The 25,072-nt window shown below is 41.2% G+C and carries 22 protein-coding genes; 9 read left to right on the plus strand and 13 right to left on the minus strand.

All coding sequences use genetic code 11. The features are described from left to right. Window positions 1-137 precede the first annotated feature (137 nt). The 3 genes from JWR23_RS04130 to JWR23_RS04140 are packed head-to-tail and all read right to left on the minus strand — an operon-like array spanning window position 138 to window position 3,921. On the minus strand, window positions 138-851 hold the full coding sequence (locus JWR23_RS04130) for a DUF1080 domain-containing protein (RefSeq protein WP_299513332.1): 714 nt from the start codon (window positions 849-851) through the stop codon (window positions 138-140). A 12-nt stretch (window positions 852-863) separates the two neighbouring features. Further along, window positions 864-2,180: a gluconate:H+ symporter gene (locus JWR23_RS04135; protein ID WP_299513333.1), complete on the minus strand. Its 1,317-nt coding sequence runs from the start codon at window positions 2,178-2,180 to the stop codon at window positions 864-866. A gap of 25 nt (window positions 2,181-2,205) precedes the next feature. After that, the gene (locus tag JWR23_RS04140) at window positions 2,206-3,921 is read right to left on the minus strand and encodes an IlvD/Edd family dehydratase (protein WP_299513334.1); all 1,716 of its coding nucleotides are present in this window, start codon (window positions 3,919-3,921) and stop codon (window positions 2,206-2,208) included. Between the two features lie 550 nt (window positions 3,922-4,471). Here JWR23_RS04140 and JWR23_RS04145 point away from each other — a divergent pair. Beyond that, a complete protein-coding gene (locus JWR23_RS04145) occupies window positions 4,472-4,723 on the plus strand; it encodes a hypothetical protein (RefSeq protein WP_299513335.1) in 252 nt (83 codons plus the stop codon). On the opposite strand, the gene recO is transcribed toward JWR23_RS04145, so the two are convergent. Continuing rightward, complete coding sequence (gene recO / locus JWR23_RS04150; RefSeq protein ID WP_299513336.1) at window positions 4,724-5,449, minus strand: DNA repair protein RecO; 726 nt, start codon at window positions 5,447-5,449, stop codon at window positions 4,724-4,726. Beyond that, complete coding sequence (locus JWR23_RS04155) at window positions 5,439-5,804, minus strand: diacylglycerol kinase family protein (RefSeq protein ID WP_299513337.1); 366 nt, start codon at window positions 5,802-5,804, stop codon at window positions 5,439-5,441. The genes recO and JWR23_RS04155 overlap by 11 nt, the downstream gene beginning before the upstream one ends. Window positions 5,805-5,985: 181 nt before the next feature. On the opposite strand from JWR23_RS04155, the gene JWR23_RS04160 reads away from it, so the two are divergent. Further along, complete coding sequence (locus JWR23_RS04160; protein ID WP_299513339.1) at window positions 5,986-6,762, plus strand: SDR family oxidoreductase; 777 nt, start codon at window positions 5,986-5,988, stop codon at window positions 6,760-6,762. Window positions 6,763-7,138: 376 nt separating this feature from the next. Beyond that, window positions 7,139-7,636, plus strand: coding sequence for a hypothetical protein (locus JWR23_RS04165; RefSeq protein WP_299513340.1), 498 nt, complete (start codon window positions 7,139-7,141; stop codon window positions 7,634-7,636). Window positions 7,637-7,947: 311 nt separating this feature from the next. On the opposite strand, the gene JWR23_RS04170 is transcribed toward JWR23_RS04165, so the two are convergent. From JWR23_RS04170 to JWR23_RS04180, 3 genes are all read right to left on the minus strand, one after another. Further along, window positions 7,948-8,613, minus strand: a complete 666-nt coding sequence (locus tag JWR23_RS04170; protein ID WP_299513342.1) for a hypothetical protein — start codon at window positions 8,611-8,613, stop codon at window positions 7,948-7,950. 301 nt (window positions 8,614-8,914) lie between these two features. Next, window positions 8,915-9,205, minus strand: coding sequence for a hypothetical protein (locus tag JWR23_RS04175; RefSeq protein WP_299513343.1), 291 nt, complete (start codon window positions 9,203-9,205; stop codon window positions 8,915-8,917). Next, entirely contained in the window at window positions 9,205-9,414 is a 210-nt protein-coding gene (locus JWR23_RS04180) for a hypothetical protein (RefSeq protein ID WP_299513345.1), read from the minus strand. Before JWR23_RS04180 ends, JWR23_RS04175 begins: the two co-directional genes overlap by 1 nt. 249 nt (window positions 9,415-9,663) lie before the next feature. Here JWR23_RS04180 and ileS point away from each other — a divergent pair, with 249 nt between their 5' ends. From ileS to JWR23_RS04200, 4 genes are all read left to right on the plus strand, one after another. Beyond that, entirely contained in the window at window positions 9,664-13,047 is a 3,384-nt protein-coding gene (gene ileS / locus JWR23_RS04185; RefSeq protein WP_299513347.1) for an isoleucine--tRNA ligase, read from the plus strand. Further along, a complete protein-coding gene (locus JWR23_RS04190; protein WP_299513348.1) occupies window positions 13,048-13,431 on the plus strand; it encodes a TraR/DksA C4-type zinc finger protein in 384 nt (127 codons plus the stop codon). It abuts the gene before it with no gap. Then, on the plus strand, window positions 13,432-14,034 hold the full coding sequence (locus JWR23_RS04195; RefSeq protein ID WP_299513349.1) for a lipoprotein signal peptidase: 603 nt from the start codon (window positions 13,432-13,434) through the stop codon (window positions 14,032-14,034). It abuts the gene before it with no gap. An 868-nt stretch (window positions 14,035-14,902) separates the two neighbouring features. Next, window positions 14,903-16,201: an ammonium transporter gene (locus tag JWR23_RS04200; RefSeq protein ID WP_299513351.1), complete on the plus strand. Its 1,299-nt coding sequence runs from the start codon at window positions 14,903-14,905 to the stop codon at window positions 16,199-16,201. 318 nt (window positions 16,202-16,519) lie between these two features. Here JWR23_RS04200 and JWR23_RS04205 read toward each other — a convergent pair whose 3' ends face one another. Beyond that, a complete protein-coding gene (locus JWR23_RS04205; RefSeq protein WP_299513352.1) occupies window positions 16,520-18,208 on the minus strand; it encodes a DUF6600 domain-containing protein in 1,689 nt (562 codons plus the stop codon). 166 nt (window positions 18,209-18,374) lie between these two features. Between JWR23_RS04205 and JWR23_RS04210 the strand changes: the two genes are divergently transcribed. After that, window positions 18,375-19,337: a 2-oxoglutarate and iron-dependent oxygenase domain-containing protein gene (locus tag JWR23_RS04210; protein WP_299513354.1), complete on the plus strand. Its 963-nt coding sequence runs from the start codon at window positions 18,375-18,377 to the stop codon at window positions 19,335-19,337. Window positions 19,338-19,399: 62 nt separating this feature from the next. Here the strand turns inward: JWR23_RS04210 and JWR23_RS04215 are convergent, their stop codons facing one another. Both JWR23_RS04215 and tilS read right to left on the minus strand, forming a co-directional pair. Continuing rightward, window positions 19,400-19,882 (minus strand): hypothetical protein, encoded by a 483-nt coding sequence (locus JWR23_RS04215; RefSeq protein WP_299513356.1) that lies wholly within the window; start codon window positions 19,880-19,882, stop codon window positions 19,400-19,402. Beyond that, window positions 19,879-21,219 carry a tRNA lysidine(34) synthetase TilS gene (gene tilS, locus JWR23_RS04220; RefSeq protein ID WP_299513358.1) on the minus strand — a complete coding sequence of 447 codons (1,341 nt, stop codon included), beginning with the start codon at window positions 21,217-21,219 and terminating at the stop codon, window positions 19,879-19,881. Before tilS ends, JWR23_RS04215 begins: the two co-directional genes overlap by 4 nt. Window positions 21,220-21,266: 47 nt before the next feature. Here tilS and JWR23_RS04225 point away from each other — a divergent pair, with 47 nt between their 5' ends. Continuing rightward, window positions 21,267-23,660, plus strand: a complete 2,394-nt coding sequence (locus JWR23_RS04225; protein ID WP_299513360.1) for an OstA-like protein — start codon at window positions 21,267-21,269, stop codon at window positions 23,658-23,660. A 118-nt stretch (window positions 23,661-23,778) separates the two neighbouring features. Here JWR23_RS04225 and JWR23_RS04230 read toward each other — a convergent pair whose 3' ends face one another. Next, on the minus strand, window positions 23,779-24,357 hold the full coding sequence (locus JWR23_RS04230) for a non-canonical purine NTP diphosphatase (protein WP_299513362.1): 579 nt from the start codon (window positions 24,355-24,357) through the stop codon (window positions 23,779-23,781). Window positions 24,358-24,360: 3 nt separating this feature from the next. Further along, window positions 24,361-24,933 carry a hypothetical protein gene (locus JWR23_RS04235; protein ID WP_299513364.1) on the minus strand — a complete coding sequence of 191 codons (573 nt, stop codon included), beginning with the start codon at window positions 24,931-24,933 and terminating at the stop codon, window positions 24,361-24,363. Between the last annotated feature and the right edge of the window lie 139 nt (window positions 24,934-25,072).

Raw genomic sequence — 25,072 nt, forward strand, 5'->3', positions numbered from 1 at the left:
TCTCTACATAAGCTAATCAGTTATGAAGTATGTTTTATTTAAGCAGGGCTCCTATTTCTATTCCAACAATACGTTTTGTTGATTGTCCTACGTAGAGATTGCTTCGTTCCTCGCAATGACGTGGCGGCGAGGGTATCTTATAACACCCTCACCTTAATATTTTTAAACATTACCGGCCCGTGATGATCCTGCAGTTGGATACGGCCCTTATCAACCATGCCAAATACCGGCTCGGCTTTGTTGAATTTGCTGGCAGCTACACCGTCCAAATATTCTTTGCTGCCACGGGTAAACTCTAATACTTTAACGCCGTTTACCCAATGCTCTACATGCTTGCCTTTGGCTACTACGCGTATGGTGTTCCACTGGCCGGGCGGGTTTACTTTTTTCTTTGCCTCTACCGGTGGCAATACATCATACAATGAGCCTAACAGGTGATTAGGCTGCTTATTATCCTCGCCCAAAACATCATCAATTATCTGGAACTCGCAGCCCAGGTTGCCACCTTTATTATACTTATAGCAAAAGTATTTAATACCGGTGTTGGTGGCAGGTTCAATGTTAAAATCGGCAGTAAACTCAAAATCTCCGTATTCGTCAGCGGTGTAAATATCGCCGCCGTTAGCTCCTTTTTTAAGCGTCAGGGCGCCGTCTACAACTTCCCATGCGCCGGGTGCGGCGGTTACAGGTTTGCCGTCTATGGTTGTCCAGCCGGTGGCGGTGCTGCCATCAAACAATAGTTTCCAGTGCTCACCCGCTTCTTTTTTAGTTAAGGTATTATCCTTTGCTTTCTGGCTAAAGGCGGTAGTTACAACCGCGCCCATTATCAATGTTAAAAACAGCTTTCTCATGTTGTATAATCTTTAATGTATAAATGTATTCAATATCAACACCCCCACCAGCCCGATAGTAGACACCAGCGTTTCCATTAACGACCAGGAAAGGAACGTATTTTTCATGCTCAAACCAAAGTATTCTTTAGTAACCCAAAAGGAGGTATCATTAACATGCGAGCAAAACAAACTACCCGCGCCTACCGAAAGTACCATCAGGTTAGGATCGACAGGGATATGCTGCATTAGCGGGTAAATAATGCCCGCGGCCGTTAAGCCTGCAACGGTAGCTGATCCTAAACAAAGCCTTAATACGGCGGCTATTATCCATCCCAACAATAAAGGCGGCAGGTTAAGCCCTTGCAGGGTGGTAGCTATCTGGTTGCTTGCCCCGCTATCAAGGAAGATCTGTTTTAATATACCGGCACTACCAATGATAAGCAGGATCATGGATATTTCTTTAACGGCATCGGCATAAACGTTCATTACCTCGGTAAGTTTCATACCCATGCGGATGCCTAAGGTGTAGGTGGCTATCAGTATGGTTTCCATCATGGCAATATTTGGATCGCCTAAAAAGGTAATTATATTTTTTAACCGGGGATGAGTGCCGATATAAGGGGTAATGATAATACTTAAACCAATAACAATAACCGGCAACAGCGATGATAATATACTATTTGCCAGGCTTGGAAGTTTTTCGGCAGGTATCTCCTGTACCGACATGGCAATAATTGAGTTTGAGGGCATATTGCGTAAAAACCTTGCAAACAATGGTCCCGAAATAACAATTGCCGGAACGGCTACAATTATACCGTAAACAAAAACTTTAGCTATATCGGCATGGAACTGTGTAAGCAGCGCCATAGGCGACGGATGCGGCGGTAAAAAGCCATGCATTACAGACAGTGATGCCAACATGGGAATACCCACATATACCAGCGGTAATTTATACTGGTTGGCTACCGAGAATATGATAGGGATAAGCAAAAAGAAGCCCACATTATAAAACAATGATATGCCTACAATAAACCCTGTTACGCACATGGCCCAGGTTATGTATTTTTCGCCAAAAGCATTGCGCATGGAACTTGCTATTTTTTGCGCGGCACCGCTTACGCCCACCAGCTTACCCAGCATGGCACCCAGTACAATGATGATAACCAGCGAGCCCAGCATATCGCCAATACCCTTATTTACCGATTGGGTAATATGGGTAAGAGGCATACCTAACAGCAATGCAGCCATTAGCGAAATAATTAAAAAAGTAAGGAACACGTTTAGCTTTGCCCAGGTTACGAGCAGTATAAGCGTTACAATACAAAAAACAAGAACAAATATTACCATGGTTTAGTTATAGGTTGATGGTTAATTAATGGGAATCTCTTAGTACCTCTGAGCCCGAACCACCTACAAGGAAGTCAAGGTCGGCACCTTTATCGGCCTGTTGTACATGCTTAACATATAGGTTTACATAGCCACGGTTTGATGCAGGTGCGGCCGCTACCCATTTGCTTCTGCGGATGGCCAGTTCTTCGTCTGATACTTCAAGGTGGATAGACTTATTAGCCACATTAAGTTCTATCATATCGCCATTTTCAACCAATCCCAAATTACCGCCAATAGCAGATTCGGGCGATACATGCAGTATCACCGTACCAAAAGCGGTACCGCTCATGCGGCCATCGGATATACGCACCATATCAGTAACGCCTTTATCCAATAGTTTTTTAGGCAGGGTCATGTTACCAACTTCGGGCATGCCCGGATAGCCTACCGGACCAACACTTTTAAGTACCATTACGCAGGTTTCGTCAATATCCAGGTTAGGGTCATCAACACGGGCGTGATAATCTTCAATATTCTCAAATACAACGGCACGGCCACGGTGCTGCATCAGGCCCGGTGTTGCTGCCGATGGTTTAATAACCGCGCCATTTAGGGCCAAATTGCCTTTTACCACAACAATACCAGCTTCGGGGATTATAGGTTTTTCGAATTGATGTATTACCTCTTCGTTATAAATAACGCCCGCGGTTTCTATATTTTCTTTATGCGATTTGCCGGTAACGGTCATCACATCCATATCTAAAACAGAACTCATCTGTTTCAATATAGCCGGCAGGCCGCCTGCATAATAAAAATCTTCCATCAAAAACTTACCCGACGGCATCAGATCTAATAACAACGGCATTTTACTGCCTATCTGGTCAAAATCTCCCAGGTTTAATTCAACGCCAATGCGTCCCGCGATAGCGGTTAAGTGGATAACAAAGTTAGATGAGCCGCCAATGGCCGCGTTAACTTTAATAGCATTCTCGAAAGCAGAACGGGTTAATATTTTAGATATTTTAAGGTCCTCTTTAACCATTTCTACAATACGCCTGCCGGATAGCTGCGCCAGTCGTTTCCTCCTGGAATCAACCGCCGGAATAGCCGCGCCACCGCTTAATGACATGCCCAACGATTCTACCATGCAAGCCATGGTTGAGGCCGTACCCATAGTCATACAATGACCGGGACTGCGCGACATACAGCTTTCGGCCTCGGTAAATTCGGCGTAGCTCATTTTGCCGGTTTTAAGGTCGTCGGTAAACGTCCAAACGTTAGTGCCAGAGCCTATATCATGGCCCTTGTATTTGCCGTTTAGCATTGGGCCGCCCTGCACTACAATGGTTGGCAGGTCTACACTGGCAGCACCCATCAGCGTAGATGGTGTAGTTTTATCGCAACCGGTAAGTAACACTACGCCATCAATAGGATTACCTCTTATAGATTCCTCGGCATCCATACTGGCCAGGTTGCGGAACAACATAGCGGTAGGTTTTAACAACGTTTCGCCTAATGACATGATAGGGAACTCCAGCGGGAAACCACCTGCTTCAAATACACCACGTTTCACACTTTCGGCAATATCGCGCAGGTGGGCGTTGCAGGGCGTGAGCTCTGACCAGGTGTTGCAGATTCCAATTACCGGACGGCCATCAAACATATCCTCGGGCATGCCCTGGTTCTTCATCCAGCTGCGGTAGATGAAGCCCATTTTATCCTTTTTACCAAACCAGTCTGAACTTCGAAATGTAGACATAACAATGTTATTGTGTGTAAATATTGTTTAAGCATAATTATCCAATTCCAATGTGGACAATAGAGCTATTAGCTATAAAATATCAGTTTATTTTAAATTGGTGTTAACGGGATGCAAAGTAATAAATCTTTAAAACAAAATGAGCAATAAAATTGAGTGTGTATTCTCGGTTTTGAAGTGAGAACGTCCGGGAATACTGACACGGTCTTTCTATTACCCATTAATTATTAAGTATCAATCATTTAACTGTTGAATAATGTTGATATGTTTAAAAAAATCGTGTTAAATTAAGTTAAAATATTATGCTGCTAAATCCATAGCTATATCTTTGTTTAATTGTTATTATCGAAGTTAAACCATTTGTTCTTTATGTTAATAATGAGTCAGTTAATAACAAAGAGAGAGAGCCGTTTCAAGCCCTCTCTTTTTGTTTTAAGGCTTTCTTCTAACCATCTTTCTTTTTGCTGCATATAAAGAAGGTTGTATAAAACTTCCAATTAAAGTAAACATCCCATCAATTACGGTGTTATAAAAAATAAAATACTAAGCCATGATTGATCCTCACGATACAACGCCAGCCGAAAAAGACGGAAAATATCAATTTCAGTTAAATTACTCGGGCCGCGAAGTGCCTTGCCTGGTAGAAAAAGAACAACAAATGCTGCACGTTAAAATTGACGATAATATAGAAGCCGAGTTGGAAATACATAATGACGGTACTATAACCCAAATCAGCGGGGCTACGCTACCAAATTCAAGCATAGATTTTATTAAGAAACAGGTTTTAGGCCTGCATGTATAGTTAACTTAACACCTCTTCCAGTATTTCGTGCGAATGAATATTGCCAAATCCTTCTATATGCAGGGTGTAATACTCCAATAGCTTTGCTATAAGGTAGCGGCGCTCATCATTAGTAAACTTTAATTGGGCAAGGCCCTCAAAATTACTTTGCAGCAATTTATTAAAGTTTTGCGTGTGGGGTGGCGACAGGTATAGCACACTATCAGGTTTGTATTTATTAAAAACTCCGTTTTTCAGATCGAAGTAATCGGCATCATTAGCCTGGTACCTGTCGGGATAAAAGCCCAGATAACGGGTTAGTTGTAACAAAAACAACAAATGAAAGTTAGCCAGGCCGCTGGTTTGATTATCCAGCCATTCAATAGCGCTAAACACAAAACCAAACAGGTTTTCATCAGCCGATTGCTGCCTGATAGATTTATACAATACTTCATTTAAAAACATAGCCATGCTGCTTTTTACCATATCATAAGGGATGCTTTGCAATACAGGCGAGTTCTTCAGTTCGGCTATACGCTGAACGTTCCCGGTATTTTTATGATAAACCACCATATCCAGCAAATGAAGGGGTTGCAGCATGTTACGGCTTATTTTGGCCTTCGGCTTTTTAACTCCGTTTATGATGTATGATTGTAAGCCCAGCTTCTCTGTAAATACCTGTACAACAACACTGCTTTCGCCATAGTCGGTAGTTTTAAGTACTATGCCCCGGGTTTTATGCAGCATGGGTGAGCAGTAACAATTTTGGTAAAAAAATAATTATGCCGGTTATCAAAGCAAACAATGCGGCAATAACCACTGCACTGGCGCCAATATCTTTTACATGGCCGGCTATTTTATTGTATTCGGGCGATACCAAATCGGTTAAAAATTCTAACGCGGTATTAAATAGCTCGGCCATTAATACTAATGCTATGCAGAGGATAACCCATTGCCATTCGTTAACAGCAATGCGGAGGGCATAACCCATAAATACAGCTAAAATAGATGCCACTAAATGTACCCTGAAATTAAGCTGGGTTTTAGCAGCATAACCTAAACCATTAAAAGCATAGCCAAAGCCGCGGATGAGTTTTTTCATATTCCATCAAAAATAATGAAAAAGTGGGGATATACACACCTTGCCAACAGGTGAGCTAACCTGGATCACCTGACCCCACCTGACCTGGGGTGAACCCATCTGACCTACCCTGAACCCATCCACACCTTTTACCTTTCCACCTTTCACCTTTTACCTCCCCAAAAACTCTGTATATTAGCATATGGATTTAAAACTTGGTAACAAAGTAGCCATAGTATTAGCGGCCAGTAAAGGCCTGGGCAAAGCAATTGCCACAACCCTATCTGCCGAAGGCGCGAAAGTTATAATTGGCTCGCGCGATGAAAACGAACTGAATAAAACTGCCGGTGAAATAAAAAAGCTGACCGGCAACGAAGTGATAGCTATCCCGGTTGATGTATCAGACAGTAAACAAATTGAAGATTTTGTTAAAAAAGCCGCCATTGCATTTGGGCGGATAGATATTTTGCTGAACAATGCCGGCGGACCACCATTTGACAAGTTTGAGAATTTTGATACAGCTGCCTGGCAAAAAGCATTCGAATTAAACCTGTTAAGTGTTGCCCACATGAGCAGGCTGGTATTACCTTATCTTAAAAAATCAGGCAGCGGGCGCATTATCAATATTATAAGCGGAAGCACAAAATCTGTACTGGCAAATTCGGTATTGTCTACCAGTATGCGTTTGGGCGTGGTGGGGTTGGCTAAAATGATGGCTGACGAGTTTGGCCCTTATAACATCACGGTTAATAATGTTGGCCCGGGTATGATATTAACTGACAGAATTAAACATACTTTGCCAAAAGGCGTTGACCTGGAAGAAGCGTTAAAGGACCGTGCTAAAAGTATCCCCCTGGGCCGTATTGGCAAGCCCGAAGAACTGGCCGCGTTGGTGGCATTCCTGGCATCAGAGCAGGCATCCTACATTACCGGCACAACTATACAGGTTGATGGCGGCGCAAGCCGGGCCATATTTTAATTGGCTTGACCTTGTTGGTTAGGTTCTTTTTAATGTTTAATGACCGATATTATTGCGCCCGCTACAGCAAGCGTCCCGCTTGTGTGTAAATTAAACAGGCAACTCTAACATTCAAATTACCACAAAGCGGGACGCTTGCGGGCTGCACAGGAGAATATACTACCGTAAAAACAAATTTATTTTCACAAAATCTCATTACTCTTACTCACAAAAAAAGCTATACTCATTAATTGTGATGCGGTATCAGCTAACTGCTACGGTGACGATGTTGCGGAGTGGTAATGTTCCCGGAGTTAGGAAATGGGAGACATAAGTGTGTTGGTATTGAAGACTAAATTTTTTTTACCTTTAAATCGCCTTAAACAAAACTAAACGCATGAAACGCTGGCATAAAATAGCACTTACAATATCGATATTTTATATTTGCCTTTTTATAGTTTTTTATTTTCTTGGGCTAAGTGGAAATAGTGGTTTCGAACAGCAATACAAGTTTGATGTTAAAAAAGATTATTTAATAAAATCTGTAAAAGATTTTAAAACTAAAAATAAAGAATTTATTCCTGATTCTAAGTATGGCGCAACCGATTATCTTGATACGATGACCAATCAATTTGTTGCGTATATTTATTACCCTACGGAGGATGCCATAGTTTGCTTTTATATAGATAGCAAGCCAAGTGAGCCTAATCAGTCGTATCTGAATCTACTTTCAGTAAATAAAGGTTTTCATGAGCCACAATATAAGTTAGTAAATAAAGATTTTGGACGAACTGAAAACTTGGAAATTAAGAAGAACTTTCAAGAAAGATTTTTGAACAAACTTAACCTTAAATATTTTGACGATGGAAATGGCAACTTTGTTTTTTGGAAGTAAATCGGGGTTAAATAACTATTACATCTTATTGTTTAAAGAGGTTGTACTTTTACAGCCATGGGTAGTAAATACCCCGCTGTCCGAAGTTTGTAACTTCGACTAATATGCTTACCGCAATTAAATGCCCCGTAGGGGCTACCTCTTTGTAGAAAAAGCCAATCCACCCATTTTTGCCCCATAGGGGCTACCCATCGCCACCATATTACAAACTTGTCAATTTAAGGGTTGCACCTACGGCGCAATTTATTTTCTGTTTTTTTAGCTACAAAGAGGTAGCCCCTATGGGGCAAGTCTTTCATCTCCGCGAACGCTTATTTGGAGGCGGCTTTTTTTAACTCATCCCTTAAACCCATAAAAGAATTATAGGGGCCTATGGCTAAGGTGGTGTTTACCAGCCATGGGGGAAGGTTTCCGCCCGGGTTTACGCTGAAAGTATAGTCAACTTTTAAGGTATGGTCGTCAACTACAATAACTTTCCATAGGGCAAGAGAGTACGGAACACGTATAAGATCAGGATTTTTAGGCAAATAATCAGGCAGGCTTTTAGCCTGTATCTCAAACCTGTTAGTTGTACTGTCGGGGATCAGGCTAAGCTGCACTATCAGGTCACGGTCTTTTATGGGCCACGGTAAATGCGATACCGAATAAAAAATGATCTGTTGCGAATTTACTGTTTTTAGCATCGTGGTTTTTCGTGTGCAGTAAACCCAATCATTATAGTGTTTAATATCCTGCAGCGTTTTTATCAATTGTGTTTTCGTGGTGGTTAATTCGCAAATAACCCTTAACTCTTTAAGGTTCCCGGTTAAAGGGGTGCGCGTAAACACCTCTATGCCATTTTCGTTTCGTTTCAGCTCCCATTTCCCCTGGCTAAAAGCCGCCGAAAGCAAGACAATTAAAATAATAATGGTGAATAATGCTTTTTTAAACATATTTATATCAGGCTCGTAACGGAATACATCATTTACAAAACGCATTACCGCTTAAAACTACGGGTTATAGCAGTATATTAACGCATGGCGGCATAATATATTTGATAGATAGGATTTTAAGTTATAAAATCGCATATACAAGTTATTGAAGGGGGTGTAAACAAATTAAATAATACGCCCCGCTACCGCAAGCGTCCCGCTTGTGTGTAAATTAAACAGGCAGCTCTAACAATTCAAATTACCACAAGCGGGACGCTTGCGGTAGCACAGGACCACTATGCTGCCGTACTGGCGCGAGTGGGTTAGGGTTGTGAAAGGGGCTACTCGTACCTTACTGAAAATAGCATTAAGTCCAAACGGGGTCTTGCCTGTTATCAAAAATATATAAAAGGATGATCTTTGTTTCTGTTACCTCATAAACTAATGAAGATTGGCGGGAAATAACAGCCCTCCGGTACCGCGCGTCTACCGGGATAGCCTGGTAGAGATCTGGGTTTATACTAATTTTTTTAACAATGCGGTCAATTCTGTCTAACAGTTTCCCAGCAGATGAAGCGCCATAATTGTTTTCTACGTAATTGATAACAGCAATTAAAGTTATTTTATAGGTATCGGTATAAACAACTTCAGCAGTCATTACCTGCCTAAAATATCGCGGTGGCTGGTGTAGGTGGTTAGTCTGCCGTTTTCTTTATCGTTTTCGGCGCGTTGCAATAATTCCAATTCTTGTTCACTTATCTTTTCCGTCGCGTCTTTGGCCGTGTAGTCTATATTCATAACTTCTAAAATGGTTTTCAGGGCGTTCCATTTTTTCTTGTTATTTATATTTAATACTACTTGTGTCATCACCTTATATGCAATTTAAGATATTCCCTTTCGGTTGCTTTAAAACAAAGTTAAATTAAATTGCCTTTATATGCAAGCCTCTCCCCGCTGCCGCAAAGAAAATGCCCCAAACATTACCAACCCTCGTTCCACACAGCAAAGAGAGGGAGTTAAACCATTTTATGTAATATAAATGACCAAGCTACTGCAAAAATTCAGGTAAACTTTTTGTACTTTTGCAACCTCTAAAATTTGAGGTGTAATAGATTAATGTACAAGGAATATAAGCAGTTAAACTTATCGCAAACAGGCAAAGATATACTGGAGTTTTGGAAGGAGAATAACATCTTCGAAAAAAGTATCAGCAGTCGCCCGGCCGGTAACCCGTATACATTTTATGAGGGGCCGCCGAGTGCCAACGGCATGCCCGGCATTCACCACGTAATGGCGCGCGCCATTAAAGATATTTTTTGCCGTTACAAAACGCTGAAGGGTTACCAGGTAAAACGTAAAGGCGGCTGGGATACCCACGGCCTGCCTATTGAACTGGCTGTAGAAAAAGCTTTAGGGATTACCAAAGACGATATCGGTAAAAAAATAACCGTTAAAGAATACAATGATGCCTGTCGGAAGGAGGTAATGCGCTACACCGATGTTTGGAACGACCTGACCGAAAAGATGGGTTACTGGGTTGATCTGGAAGATCCGTACATTACCTATAAAAACGAATACATAGAATCGCTTTGGTGGATATTAAAAGAGCTTCACTCAAAAAATCTGCTATATAAGGGTTATACCGTACAGCCTTACTCGCCAAAATCGGGCACCGGCCTAAGCTCGCACGAGCTGAACCAACCGGGCACCTATAAAATGGTGAAGGATACTACCATAACTGCGCAATTTAAAGTTAAAAGAGATAAAGACTCGGAGTTTTTATTCGAAAATATAAACTCTGACCTATACATATTAGCATGGACAACTACTCCGTGGACCCTGCCATCAAATTGCGCTTTAGCTGTTGGCGAAAAGATAAGCTATGTAAAAATAGCCTCGTTCAACCCTTATACCTATGAGCCGGTAACGGTAATATTAGCAAAGGACCTGATAGGCAAATTCTTTAAAGCCGAAGGTGAAAACGCTTCTTTTGAAGATTATAAAGGCGGCGATAAAATTATCCCCTGGGAAATAAAAGGAACTTACAAGGGTTCGGAATTATTGGGCCTGCACTATTGGCAGCTAATGCCTTATGTAACCAATGATGACCTGGAGAAAAACGCCTTCCGTGTAATCCCGGCTGATTTTGTTACTACCGAGGATGGTACCGGCATAGTACATACCGCTTCTGTTTTTGGCGCGGATGACTTTAGGGCATGTAAAGAAAATAACGTGCCATCGGTAATGGTGAAGGACGAATTTGGCAAGGATGTTCCGCTGGTTGATAAACAGGGACGCTTTGTTGACGAAGTGACCGACTATGCCGGCCGTTATGTTAAAGAAGAATATTATACAGCGGAAGAACGCGCGGAAGAAGGTTTTAAACCAACCGATGTACTCATTTCCATAAAACTAAAAACAGAGAACAAAGCGTTCGACGTTAAAAAATACGAGCACAGCTACCCGCACTCCTGGCGCAGCGACGAGCCTATTTTATATTACCCATTGGATAGCTGGTTTATCCGCACCACCGCGGTAAAGGATAAAATGGTTGAGCTAAACAAAACCATCAATTGGAAACCCGAATCGACCGGAACGGGCCGTTTTGGTAACTGGCTGGAAAATTTGGTAGACTGGAACCTGTCGCGGTCACGTTTTTGGGGTACCCCGTTGCCTATATGGCGCGAGGAAAATGGCAGCGAAGAAATTTGTATTGGTTCGATTGCTGATCTGCATACCGAGATAGAAAAATCAATAACTGTCGGGTTAATGCCTGCGGGTTTTACTATTGATGACTTGCACCGGCCCTATGTTGATGATGTGATATTAACCTCATCAACCGGTAAACCTATGTATCGCGAGGCCGACCTTATCGATGTTTGGTTTGATAGCGGCGCCATGCCTTACGCGCAATGGCATTTCCCGTTCGAAAATAAAGACGAGTTTAAAAACTCTTATCCGGCAGATTTTATTGCCGAAGGTGTTGACCAAACCAGGGGCTGGTTCTTTACGCTGCATGCCATAGCGGTTATGCTGAGCGAAACCAGCGACGAGATAAAGAAAGTTAATGCCGAAGTTGGTAATAAAGGCGTAGCGTTTAAAAATGTAATATCAAACGGTTTGGTGCTTGATAAGAACGGCAACAAAATGTCTAAGCGTTTAGGCAATGGTGTTGATCCGTTTGCTACTATTGAGCAGTTTGGCGCCGATGCCCCGCGCTGGTACATGATAAGCAATGCCGCGCCGTGGGATAACCTTAAATTTAACGCCGATGGTATAGACGAGGTTCGGCGTAAGTTTTTTGGCACTCTGTATAATACTTATACCTTCTTTGTAATGTATGCCAACATTGATAAGTTTACTTACAGCGAAGCAGAGATAGCGATAACAGATCGCCCGGAAATTGATCAGTGGATCATATCGCTGTTAAATACATTAAGTAAAGAGGTTGATGCTTTTTATGCTGATTTTGAACCAACCAAAGCTGCCCGCGCTATACAGGATTTTGTCGACGCGCATTTAAGCAACTGGTTTGTTCGGTTAAGCCGCCGCCGTTTCTGGAAGTCAGACAACTCTGCCGATAAACTATCTGCCTACCAAACTTTATATACCTGTTTAATTACGGTAGCTAAGCTGATGTCGCCCATAGCGCCATTTTTTGCAGAGCGTTTATATACCGATCTGAACAGCGTTACCAAAAAGGAAGAATTTGAATCGGTTCATCTGGCTTATTTCCCTGAATATAATGCTAAGTTGGTAAGCACCAAACTGGAGGAGCGCATGCAATTAGCGCAGGACATATCATCATTGGTATTATCGTTGCGTAAAAAGGTGGGTATTAATGTAAGGCAGCCATTAAGCAAAATTCTTTTACCTATCTTGGATAAGAATTTCAAGCACCAGGTTGATCAGGTAAAAGAACTGATACTCTCTGAAACCAATATCAAGGATATTGAATACATTACAGATACAGCCGGTTTCATTAAAAAGAAGATCAAACCAAACTTTAAAGCATTAGGTGCAAAAGTGGGTAAGGATATGAAAGCGGTTGCTGATGAAATAAATAATTTAGGTCAGGAAGATATAGCGAAACTGGAAAGTGAAGGAAGCATTCAACTACTCATCACTCACTACTCATTACTCACTACTGATGTAGAAATAATCGCCGAAGATGTTCCCGGATGGCAAGTTGCAAATTTAGGAAAACTAACTGTAGCTTTAGATGTTACCATTACCAACGAATTGAAAGAGGAAGGTATATCACGCGAATTGATAAACCGCATACAGAATCTGCGCAAAACCACAGGATTTGAAGTAACTGACAGGATAACTGTTCAATTAAGCGACCATCCATTTATTAGCCGTGCCCTGAATAATAATTTATTATATATTTGCGCCGAAATTTTGGCTGACAGCGTAGTGATTGACAGCCAGTTAACAACAGGTGACATTGTCACCATTGATGAACATGAAATAATTATTGCTATTAATAAAGTATAAATGAAAGTAGAAAACGAAAAGACTCGCTATAGCGATACAGAGCTAAAAGAATTTAAAGATCTGTTGTTGGATAAACTACGTAGCGCGAAAGAAGAATTAAACGCGTTGGCAACTTCTTTAAGTTCGCCAAATGCTAACGGTACTGATGATACTGCCGGTACCTATAAAACATTGGAAGACGGATCTGCCACTTTAGAGAAAGAACAGATTAACCAGTTAGCTGCCCGTCAGAAAAAATTCATTGAGCAATTAGAAGCTGCTTTAGTGCGTATTGAAAATAAAACTTACGGTATTTGCCGCGAAACCGGTAAGCTGATACCCAAAGAACGCTTACGCGCGGTACCGCACACAACCTTAACAATGGAAGCTAAATTGAAGCAATAAATGAAGGCTTACACCAAACCTTTTTTAACTGCTATATTAATTATCGTTGCCGACCAGGTTATCAAGACCTGGGTTAGGGGACATATGTACCAGGGAGAAGAAATTAAGTTTTTAGGCGACCGCGGCATGCTGCACTATACCGAAAATAATGGTATGGCATTTGGTATGGAACTGGGCGGCGACTGGGGCAAACTGGTTTTAACCCTGTTCCGCATTTTGGCTGTTTTTGCCATTGCTTATGGTATGGTTTTTTTAATTAAACGCAAGTATCATCGTGGCCTTATCATGAATGTCGCGCTGATATTTGCCGGCGCCATGGGTAATATTATTGATTCTACCTTTTACGGTGTAGCCTATAATTACGCGCCGTTATTTCATGGCCGCGTGGTTGATATGTTTTATTTCCCATTGGTATCAGGCATATTCCCAACCTGGGTGCCGCTTTGGGGCGGGCAGGACTATATCTTCTTCCGCCCGGTATTTAACCTGGCAGACGCGGCAATATCTGTAGGTGTAATATTGATACTTATTTTCCAGAAACACTATTTTAAAAGTGAAGTTGTTGAAGAAAGCAGCCCGAATAGTGAAATGGTAGAAGAATAAAATTTTTATCTTAAATATTTGAGCCGCTTTTTAGCGGCTTTTTTGTTTAGTCTCAACCCGCTCTTCACAGTTCATTGCGAACGATAGCGTGGCAATCTCTGCACATGCTCAGACAATTGGATAGGCTTATTACAACATTTTAATTAATTCTTGCCAATCATTAAAATATTTGCCTATTTAAGCATCTAAAAATTGTTTATTTTCACTTTTATTAGCTTTTTTATAAAAAATCAGTATTTTTAGGGATGCAAACCCGCGATTACAGGCGTTTTTATATTTTTTTATTGGTATTTGCTGTGCAATTTCTTTGCACGGGCAATTCGTTTGCAAAAAACTTACCCTCTCATAAACAATCAGCCGCTGTTTCTCAATTAAAAGCCAGTCATCACAGTAATCATGAAATGGTTCTTAATGGAAACAACCAATTTCAATTGCTAAACTACCGGACGGTAAAGAGCGGTCATTTCATTAAGATTTTTCTTATTGACTTGCTAAGCATCTTTGTTTGTCTTAAATATTTAAAAAATAAGCTTAAAAGCATCTACAGCGAGTATGCCCGCTTCCTCAAGCTGCTGCTCTATCCCAACCACGTTTTTTGGTAAGACCTCACTTTGTGCTTAAAATCGCATTGGTGCTTACATCGGTTAGATCGAATTAGATACACTTGTAAAGACTTTGCGAAGTTTATAAAACTTCGTAAGTCTGATGGGGCTTATCGTATTGATCTCTTCCTATTGTTTGAAAAACAATTCATTTTTTCAAGACTATCAAAAGAAGCATCGGCTTTATTCTGTACATCCCTTAAAGGCATGGCCATATTGCTCCATACCTGAACGTATTGTATTTGGTTTTATTTAAAATTTTTGAAATGAAAAAATTTATACCCTTCGGCATACTTATCGTTGTAATAATACTTGCCTTTATATATCCCGGTAACATCGTAACACCTTCTAAAACACCAATAGATAAAGCCGATACGGCGTGGTTATTAATATCAACCGCTTTGGTATTATTAATGACCCCCGGCCTGGCCTTCTTTTACGGTGGTATGGTTAGAAAGAAAAATGTGATATCAACCATGCTGCAAAGTTTTGTTTGTATGGGCTTGATCACCATTATATGGGTGGTATTTGGATTTAGCCTTGCCTTTGGAACAGACGTCGGCGGCTTGGGATTTATTGGTAACCCTTCATCATTTTTTATGATGCAAAACACCTTAGGCGTAACCTGGGGAACCATCCCAGTTATATTATTTGCTATGTTCCAGTTAAAATTCGCGGTTATTACACCGGCGCTTATTACCGGGGCCTTTGCAGAACGTATCCGCTTTAATTCATACCTGATTTTTATCACCCTGTTTATCATCATTATTTACGCGCCGCTTGCACATGCAACCTGGCATGCGGATGGTTTCTTCTATAAAATGGGTGTGCTTGATTTTGCAGGCGGTACCGTTGTACATATGTCTGCAGGTTGGGCGGCTTTGGCATCAGCCTTATATCTTAAAAAACGCAATAGCACAGAAGAAACACATGCACCGGCACGTATAACCTATGTTATTTTAGGTACGGGTCTGCTTTGGTTTGGCTGGTTTGGTTTTAACGCGGGCTCTGCATTAGGTGCTAATGAATTAGCAGCAACTGCATTAGCTACAACAACTACCGCATCGGCAGCTGCCGCGATTGCGTGGATATTCTTTGATATACTAAGAGGAAAAAAACCTTCGGCGGTTGGCGCTTGTATTGGCGCGGTTGTGGGTTTGGTAGCGGTTACTCCTGCTGCGGGTTATATAACCGTTTCCAGCTCATTAATTGTAGGTATTGTTGCTGCTGTAATAAGTAACCTGGTAGTTATTTGGCGCTCAAGAACCAATATTGATGATACACTCGATGTATTTCCTTGTCATGGAGTAGGCGGTATGGTAGGTATGCTGCTTACAGGCGTATTTGCCACTACAAGTGTAAACAGCGCTGGTGCCAACGGTTTGTTTTATGGTGAAACAGCTTTGTTTTTTAAGCATCTGATAGCGTTGGTTGCTGTATCTGCTTTCGCGTTTATAGGCTCGTTTATATTGCTAAAAGTAACAGATCTGATTAGTCCGTTACGTGTATCGCCCGAAGATGAATTAGTTGGGCTTGACGTAAGTCAACACCACGAAGAGCTTTAATTTTTGTTGTTGATCGCAATTATGGAGTTAACTGCATTTAGGATGCTTTTATTACTTTTTATTTTGATAATCCCTTTAAGAGGACCATCAAAAAGAAGAAGAATAGGATATAAGCATCCGGACCAAACCATTACCTGGTCAAATATGGAATTAATGAGCATGGCGAACTGGAAGAGAAAAACTCAATCAATAAAAACCTATAATAATAAGGTAGTGTGAAAACTACAAGGAAATTTAGTCGTTTGTTGTTGAGCGGTTAAATGTGAAGGCCTGCACACTGTTTACAGGTGCAGGCTTTTTTCTTTTCACATTAAATTATTAATTAGGCTGCTTTGGCGGCTCTTCTTTTGGAGGAGGAGGTTGCCTTTGCTTTTGTTGCTCCTGCTGTTGTTGACGCTGCTGCTGTTGTTGTTGCCTTTGCTGCTGCTGAGCCTGTTGCTGTTGTGCTTGCTGCCTTTGTTGATCCCTTTGGGCTTGCTGCTGTTGGGCCTGCTGTTGCTGAGCCTGTCCCTGCTGAGCTTGTTGCCTTTGGGCACGTTGTTGATCGCGTTGTTGTTGCATCTGCTGTTGCTGAGGAGGTTGCTGACCTTGTTGTTGTTGCTGCTGTGCCTGCTGCCTTTGCTGATCTCGTTGGGCACGTTGCTGATCACGCTGTTGTTGCTGTATCTGCTGTTGAGCAGCGTTTTGCTGACCTTGTTGTTGCTGCTGTACCTGCTGCCTTTGCTGATCTCGCTGGGCAGCACGTTGCTGGTCACGCTGTTGTTGCTGAATCTGTTGTTGAGCAGCATTTTGCTGACCTTGTTGCTGCTGTTGTACCTGCTGCCTTTGCTGATCTCGTTGGGCACGTTGCTGGTCGCGTTGTTGTTGCTGAATCTGCATATCATTATTAGCTGGTTGCTGGCCGGGAGGCGTTACGTTAGGACGGTTTTCAGGACGCCCGCGGCGATTGGCCGGTTGACCAGCATTCGGCTGATTACCTGGTTGTACTGTATTAGGATTATTACCCGGTTGCCCCTGGTTGGCCCGGTTATCAAATTGACCCGGGCGGTTACCCTGCTGACCGGGATTAGGCCTGTTATCAGGACGCCGATTTATACGCACTACATTATTATCTACATTAGTACTGCGGGCAACAGTAGCCAGTTTTGAAGCATTGGTATGGTCAAATCCGGCTGCACCACCCGGCCCTCTGCGGGCTATGCCCTGGTTAGGATTTTGTTGTTTGTAGGCGTTTGCATCAACCACCCGCGCAGGGCGGGCATCAGGGGTGCGCCTAACTGCCGGTCTGAATATATTAACCGCGTTATTTTGCACATGTATGGCACCCGGCCTGTCGGCATTATTTATGGCATAAACTTGCGGGCGCTGGTGCGTATAGCGCTGAATATCGGCTGCCCCGGGGCCGGCAATATAACGGCGGCCACCATTTACATAAGTATTATTAACTATAGTTGTACGATTAATAATATTTACTACCCTATTATGCGGCACATAATAATTATAAATATTTGGCCGGTTTATATATCCCTCGGGTGCGAATGACCAATAGGTATCAGGCGCACGGTAACTGCTGCCAAATGATAAACTAATACTAATACCCGGCATTAAAGGCGCCCAGCCATAATAGCCACCGCCATGGCGCCAGCTAACCCATGCAGGTGCCCATTCATAACCGGGAATCCATTCCCACCCGTAATAATCATCATAACGCCAGCGGCCATAGTGAAAAGTTGCCCATCCCCATGGATAGTCTGATACCCAGGTATTACCATATTCGGTTAATACCCAGTGTCCTTGTGTGGCATAGGGCCTAAAATCTTCATCTACATCAGGCACCCAAACATCGCCATATTGGGGGTCGCTTATCCAGGTACCATAAGGTTGTAAGTTATCATAAAAGTCCTGCTCAGAGATGTCTCCACCCTGTGCAAGGCTTTTACGCGGGGCGGCTACTATCAGCAACAATGCCAACAGGCCAATACCCCATATTTTAGTTAATATTTTCATGATTTTAATATTTGTACTTAGATTTATTAATGGTTTATTTTTTTGACATGGTAAAATATAAAACGTTTAGTGGGGTAATTGTTTTTTTATTTAATTACATAAACTTATAATAGGGAGTTTTATATATTAAATTGATAGTTTTATCCTTTATTTATTTCATAACACTATGAGTACAGTAAACATTCCTCGCCTTGATCTGAATACCTACGTCAACGGTAATGCTGCAGACCGTAAGCAATTTTCGGACGATATTGGAAAAGCTTTTAATGAAACCGGTTTTGTTACCATTACCAATCATGGCCTAAGCAAAGAGTTAATTGATGAGCTATATGCACAGGTTAAAGCGCTTTTTGCCTTGCCTGATAGTGTTAAATCAAGCTACGAGATACCAGAACTGGCAGGCCAGCGGGGTTATACCGGTAAAGGAAAAGAAACAGCCAAGGGCTTTAAAACCCCGGATCTGAAGGAGTTTTGGCAAATAGGCCAAACCGTTACTGATGATGCCGCGCTTAAAGCAGATTACCCTGATAACCTGGTGGTGAAAGAGCTACCTGCTTTTAATACTACAACACTTGATGTTTACAAAAAGCTGGAAGGCGCGGGCGTATATTTATTGCGCGCTATTGCAGTGTATCTGGGCCTTGACGAAAATTATTTTGATGATAAGGTGCATAATGGCAATTCCATATTGCGCACGTTACATTACTTCCCTATTGAGGACCCGGACTCTGTACCTGCTGATGCAGTGCGTGCCGGCGCGCATGAGGATATTAACCTGATAACCTTACTTATTGGTGCAAGTGCCGATGGTTTGGAGCTGCTAACCCGCGAAGGAAAATGGTTCCCGGTTAAAGCGCATGGCGAGGATTTGGTGGTTAACGTAGGCGATATGCTACAACGTTTAACTAATAACAAACTTAAATCAACCACACACAGGGTAGTTAACCCGCCGCGCGAGCTGATGAAGAATTCGCGTTATTCGGTACCGTTCTTTTTGCACCCGGTATCAAACATGGATCTAACTTCGTTATCATCTACCGTTGATGCAGAGCATCCTAAAAAATATACCGATATAACTGCCGGCGAATATTTGGATGAGCGGTTAAGAGAAATTGGATTGAAAAAGTAAGCTCTTCAGTTTTCAGTGGCAGTTTGCATTATGCAGATTGCCCATTTTTACTTTGTGCCAACTTAATCCTTCATCTCTTCCTGTATGGCTCTTAACAATTCGTTAGGGTGTTGCGAGCCAATAATGTACACCAGCCCATCCCTGTCTGTAAGATGGATAGCTTCTTTACCCGCGGCAAAAAAACGTATAGTACCCTTATTATGCAGGTTATATACCGGGTTATTAAACAGGTAGCGGCTATACGGTGCTTTTTCAACTTTTACTATACTGTTAAGGTCTATCTTAACCAGGCGGGTTGTCCATAAACCATTTAGCAAAATACTTTTGTTTTCTACCTGGGTACGAAAATGCAGCAGAAATCCCATTATAATAGAAATTATAAGGATAGCAAAACCCACAACAGCCAGCAGATCGCCATTTTTATCGTCCGGAGCGGTTAAAGCATAAACGGCAAAGCAAAATATTGCTAATACCAAACGTATGGTAATTGGTATAAATTCCCTGCCCAGGTATTGGTTTTCTGTAAAAACTACTTTTTCGCTCATTTTACTTTATACAATTCGAATATAGTTACTTTTTTGGTGTTATTAGTTACTTTATAACGATCATTAAGCCGGTAGCCGCCTACCCAGATGATATCGCCATTGCCATTTATCAGCAACGGAATCTCACTCTTTTCGTGCAATGGTATTTTAAGGCCGATGAAAAAATCACTCAGTTTTTTATGGGTTTTCATGCCAAGAGGATAAAAGCTATCGCCGCGCTGCCAACTACGCAGGCTTAATGGATAGATCAATTTTTCTGCATCAACTGATGTCGCTAACGAGTTGTCTTTAATAATAAGCGGCGTTTCATCATGTAATAAAGTTAACTTATAGTAGCCGTAATTTATTGTATGATCTATAGCGGCAATACTTATTGATTCCGGCCTTGCTCTATTTTTTTTTGTTTTAATGATGGTAACCCTATCAATTACTAAAGTATGATCCGCAGCTTCAAACGTTCGTCCGGAATGCTTGTTTAACGCAGATATTAAGTTATCAACCGTAGTCTCATTATATCCATAGTCCTGTAATAGTTTAAATAATAATAGTCGCTGCGGCACTAATTCTTTTATAGCCTTAATGCTGATGTGTAACTCGTCACCTTTATAAACGAACAGGTCTTTTTTTAATTCGGCAACACGCAGTTCCAATAAGGTCTCCATATCCCTGAAGTGTTTCATGTTATTCTCGAACGTGTGTTCCAAAGCCGGGTTAAGCTCTTTTAATTTGGGTATAACCTCGTGCCTTAATTTATTACGGGCATATTTTACCGAGGAATTAGAACTATCTTCAACATATTTTATTCCTTCTGCCTTTATAATATTATATATCTCGTCGCGCCCTAAAAATAGTAGTGGCCGTACCAGCGATCCATTTTTAGGCAAAATTCCATGCAGGCCCGCTATGCCGGTACCACGCACAAGGTTTAACAATATAGTTTCAATTGCATCGTTTTGGTGGTGCGCAAGCGCGATAGCAGTATAATTGTTTTGTTGTTTAATTTGCTCAAACCACTGATATCTAAGCTCTCGCGCGGCCATTTGGATGGATATTTTGTTATCGTTGGCATATTGCCGGGTATCGAAATTTATAGTGTGGAACGGTACATCATTTTGAATAGCCAGTTGTTTGCAAAACTCCTGGTCGGCGTTAGCCTCGTCGCCGCGGAGTTGAAAATTACAATGAGCTATACTAAAATTATAACCGGATGATTTTAATAAGTGAACCATTAACACAGAATCCATGCCTCCGCTTACAGCAGCCAACAGGGTGCAGTCGCGCTCAAACAAATTATTTTGTTCAATAAAATCAGTAAATTTTTTAACCGGGAGCATCATCAAAATTATTAATTTAATAACCCCAACAAAAAACTAATTTTGCAGTAGTGAATAAATATGTTTTAAGCTTCTTGTTTTTATTAGCGACGGCAGCTGTTTTTGGCCAGAAGAAATCATCAAAGGTTAATCTGGTCAGCTCAACTTCCCTTGAATCTGTTTCCGGAATTAACGGTAAAAAAACGGTGAAGGTACATAATGGGGTATTTAAACAGGATTTTTCAACCCTGCGTTCTGACAGCGCCTATTTTTATCCCGACCTAAACATGGTTGATGCTTTTGGCCATGTAAATATAAATCAGGGCGATACCTTAAATATATATTCGGATAAACTCAATTATAATGGCAATACCAAAGTTGCTATTTTAACAGACCATGTTAAAATGATAGACAAGGATGCCATTTTAACTACTAACTATTTTACCTATAACACAGCCACCCGTATTGGTACTTATACAGGTGGTGGCAAGCTGGTAAACAAGGATAATACGCTTACCAGTAAAAACGGTTATTATTTTGCCTTTACACGTGATGAATACTTTAGGTACAATGTAGTATGTACCACGCCCGACGCGGTTATAAAAACAGATACCCTGCGCTATAACTCAGGCAGCAGGATAGCTTATTTTTATGGGCCAACCAATATACTTGGTAAGGATAAAGATAATTTATATACCGAAAATGGCACCTATAACACCATTACAGAACAGGCCCTTTTTGGAAAAAATAATTTATATACACAGGGAACTAAATCCTTAAAAGGTGATAGCTTATTTTACGACAGGCTAAAAGGCTATGGCCGCGCTACCAGGCATGTTACGTTTGATGATAAAGAGCAAAAAATGACCATTAAAGGCGACCTGGGCGAATATTATAAGGCCGATGAACGGCTGGTTATGACCCAAAACCCATATATGATATTTGTTACTGAGGATACTACAGCGGTTAAAACCAACGATAAAAAATTAACTGCCGATTCTTTATTTAAAAATCAGAAAACGGTAATTGCGGATAAAGCGCATATACCCGACAAAAAATTAACTTTAAAAGGCATAACTGATTCTATAACAAAAAAACTTCCGGCAAACGTTAATAAGAATGCTGTTGTTAACAAAAAACTTACCTTACAGGGAATAACAGATTCTGTTACAAAGAAAATTACCGCACAGGCAAACGCTAAAGTACCCTCTGCCAAACAAAGCATAAACAAACTTACAGACAGCATAAAATCGTTAACTAAAAAACCGGGCAATGTTAAGTATGACTCGCTGTTTTTTGTGGCCGATACTTTAGAGACCCAGGTTATAACTTTTAAGGCATTTAAAGCATTAAAAGAAAGCCAATACCAGGCAAGTCATCGCGATACTTCTATTAAAGTGATTAAAAAGGCACCGTCTATCGTTTATAAAAAATCGCCTAAATTTTTAGCCCTTGATGCGCCAAAGCATTGGACAAGGGATACAACCAGTTTCTTGCATCCTGATTATTTTAATAGGCCGGGGTCGCCGTTTAATAAACCAGTTGCCCCGGCAGCTAAAGCGCCGCCAAAAACTGTTGTAAAGGTTGTGCCCAAAAAGACAGCGCAGGACTCACTTAAAGATAAGCGGAAGACAGATTCGCTTGCTTTGCTTGCGCCAAAAGCTTTAAGTGATACGGCGAGGATCAGGATAGTGAATGGTCATCATCATGCTAAGTTATTTAAAACAGACCTGCAGGCTAAAGCCGATTCTATGTTTTATAGCAGCAGCGACTCTACCATACGCTGTTACGTAAACCCGATGATATGGACGCAGGGCTCGCAACTATCAGGGGATACCATCAATCTGCAAATGAAAAATAAAAAGCTGGATAACATGGACATGTACCCTTCGGCTTTTATTGTAAATATTGAAAAAAATGATTCTCTGCATTTTAACCAGGCGGGTGGCCGCACAATGCACGGTATTTTTAAAGACAATAAATTAAACAATATACGTATTAGCGGCAACGCCGAAACTATATTTTTTAAGCGCGATTCGGTTACTAATAAGGTTACCGATATGAATAGAACGGTAAGTGGCGGAATATATGCGACCTTTAAAAATGGGAACATAAAGAATCTTGATTTTTATGCAAATTATGAGGCTAAAGCGAATGCTATTGCCAAAATAAAAGATGATGATAAAGTATTAAAAGGCTTTATATGGAAGCCTAAAGAAAGGCCTGTATCTAAAGAAGCTATATTATCTGCCTATAAAAAGCCGGTTAAGGCAACAGTACCGACAGCCAAACCCACCGGTAAACCGGAAGTTAAAAAACCCGTCGACGGTAAATTGAAGAGCGATTCAACAATTACTAAACCGCCTGTTTTAAAAATGGGCAGGGATAGTATTGTTAAGGATACAGCGGCAAAAAAAATTGTTAGGGATACAGCGATAAAGAAAATCGTCCCTATAAAGCCATAATATTCTTCATGTCAATTTCGACGAGGTACGAGGAGAAATCTTGTACAAGCAACAGGTGATAATTAAATCGTATAAGATTTCTATCCGCTATCCGGCGAATCGAAGATGACAACCAGTATTAAACTTTCTTCAAAAACTCAATCAATTTTTCTACAGCAATTGCCCGGTGGCTGATCTGGTTCTTTTCGGCCAGGGTCATTTCGGCAAAGGTAATGTTATATCCATCCGGCTGAAATATGGGGTCGTAGCCAAAGCCTGCTGTTCCGCTTAATTCATGGCGAATAGTACCTTCAACCGTGCCTTCAAAAAAATGCTCCTCACCGTCCCATACCAGGGATATCACCGTGCGAAAACGGGCCGTACGATTAATTTCAGAACTTAGTTTTTCCAGTACCTTAGCCATGTTGGCAGCATGATTGCCATGCTCGCCCGCGTAATGTGCCGAATAAACACCGGGTTCGCCATTTAAGGCGTCTATCTCTAACCCGCTATCATCGCCAAAGCAATTAATCCGGTATTTATTATAAATGTAATGGCTTTTAATAGATGCGTTCTCCCTGAACGTTGTGCCGGTTTCGGCAATATCATCATGGCAATTAATGTCATTAAGGCTTAGTAATTGTATGCGCCCTTCAATTTTAGCGGCAACTTCTTCCAGTTTATGAGCATTATTTGTTGCAAATACTAATTGGTACATACCTCACAGAGTTTTCATTTGGTCCCAAAAAGTCTTTTTATTTTCGGTGCTGCTCATCATATCATCAAAACTAAAGCTATACAGCGCTGTAACATTACTTATTTGTTTTGGCTGATTGAGGGTAAGCGCCTCTATTCTTCCTGGTAACGCGCTTTTGCCCAACACTAAAAGTTTTTGGGGATTAAAATAAGTTAACAGGCTATCTATATCTGTAATGGCCGCTTTGGCCATGTTCAATATGGCTACATCATCAATAGCATACTCTTTGCGTTTAAGTATACTTTCTAACGCGGTTAAATGGGCATCGGCAATAAACTCATGCTCCGTATAATGAACAAGTACAAGGAAACCTTTTTTATGCTCGCCTAAATAATTAAGTTTAACCGGAGGCGTTTCTACAATAGGTTCTGGAGTTTTCTCTGCAACGGGTTCTGTATGTATTTCTGCAGCAGGTTCAGCGAGTGTTTTTGCAATAGGCTCAGCGGGTAGTTTATCGGCAGCAGTTTTATCATGTGCTAACAGATAAATATCATCCTGTAAAATAAATCGTAATGCCGTTGGGTTCTCTGTTCTCACTTTAACAAATTTTAACCAAAAATAGTTAAAGTGTTTGAAGCTTTATTGGCATATTCGCATAATTATAAATCTGCTGTATTAAAAGACCAGAATTATGCAGTTATAATTAATAAATTTTACCGAAATTCGGACGTTTTTA

Source organism: Mucilaginibacter sp. (assembly GCF_028288205.1).
In the GTDB taxonomy this organism is placed as follows: domain Bacteria; phylum Bacteroidota; class Bacteroidia; order Sphingobacteriales; family Sphingobacteriaceae; genus Mucilaginibacter.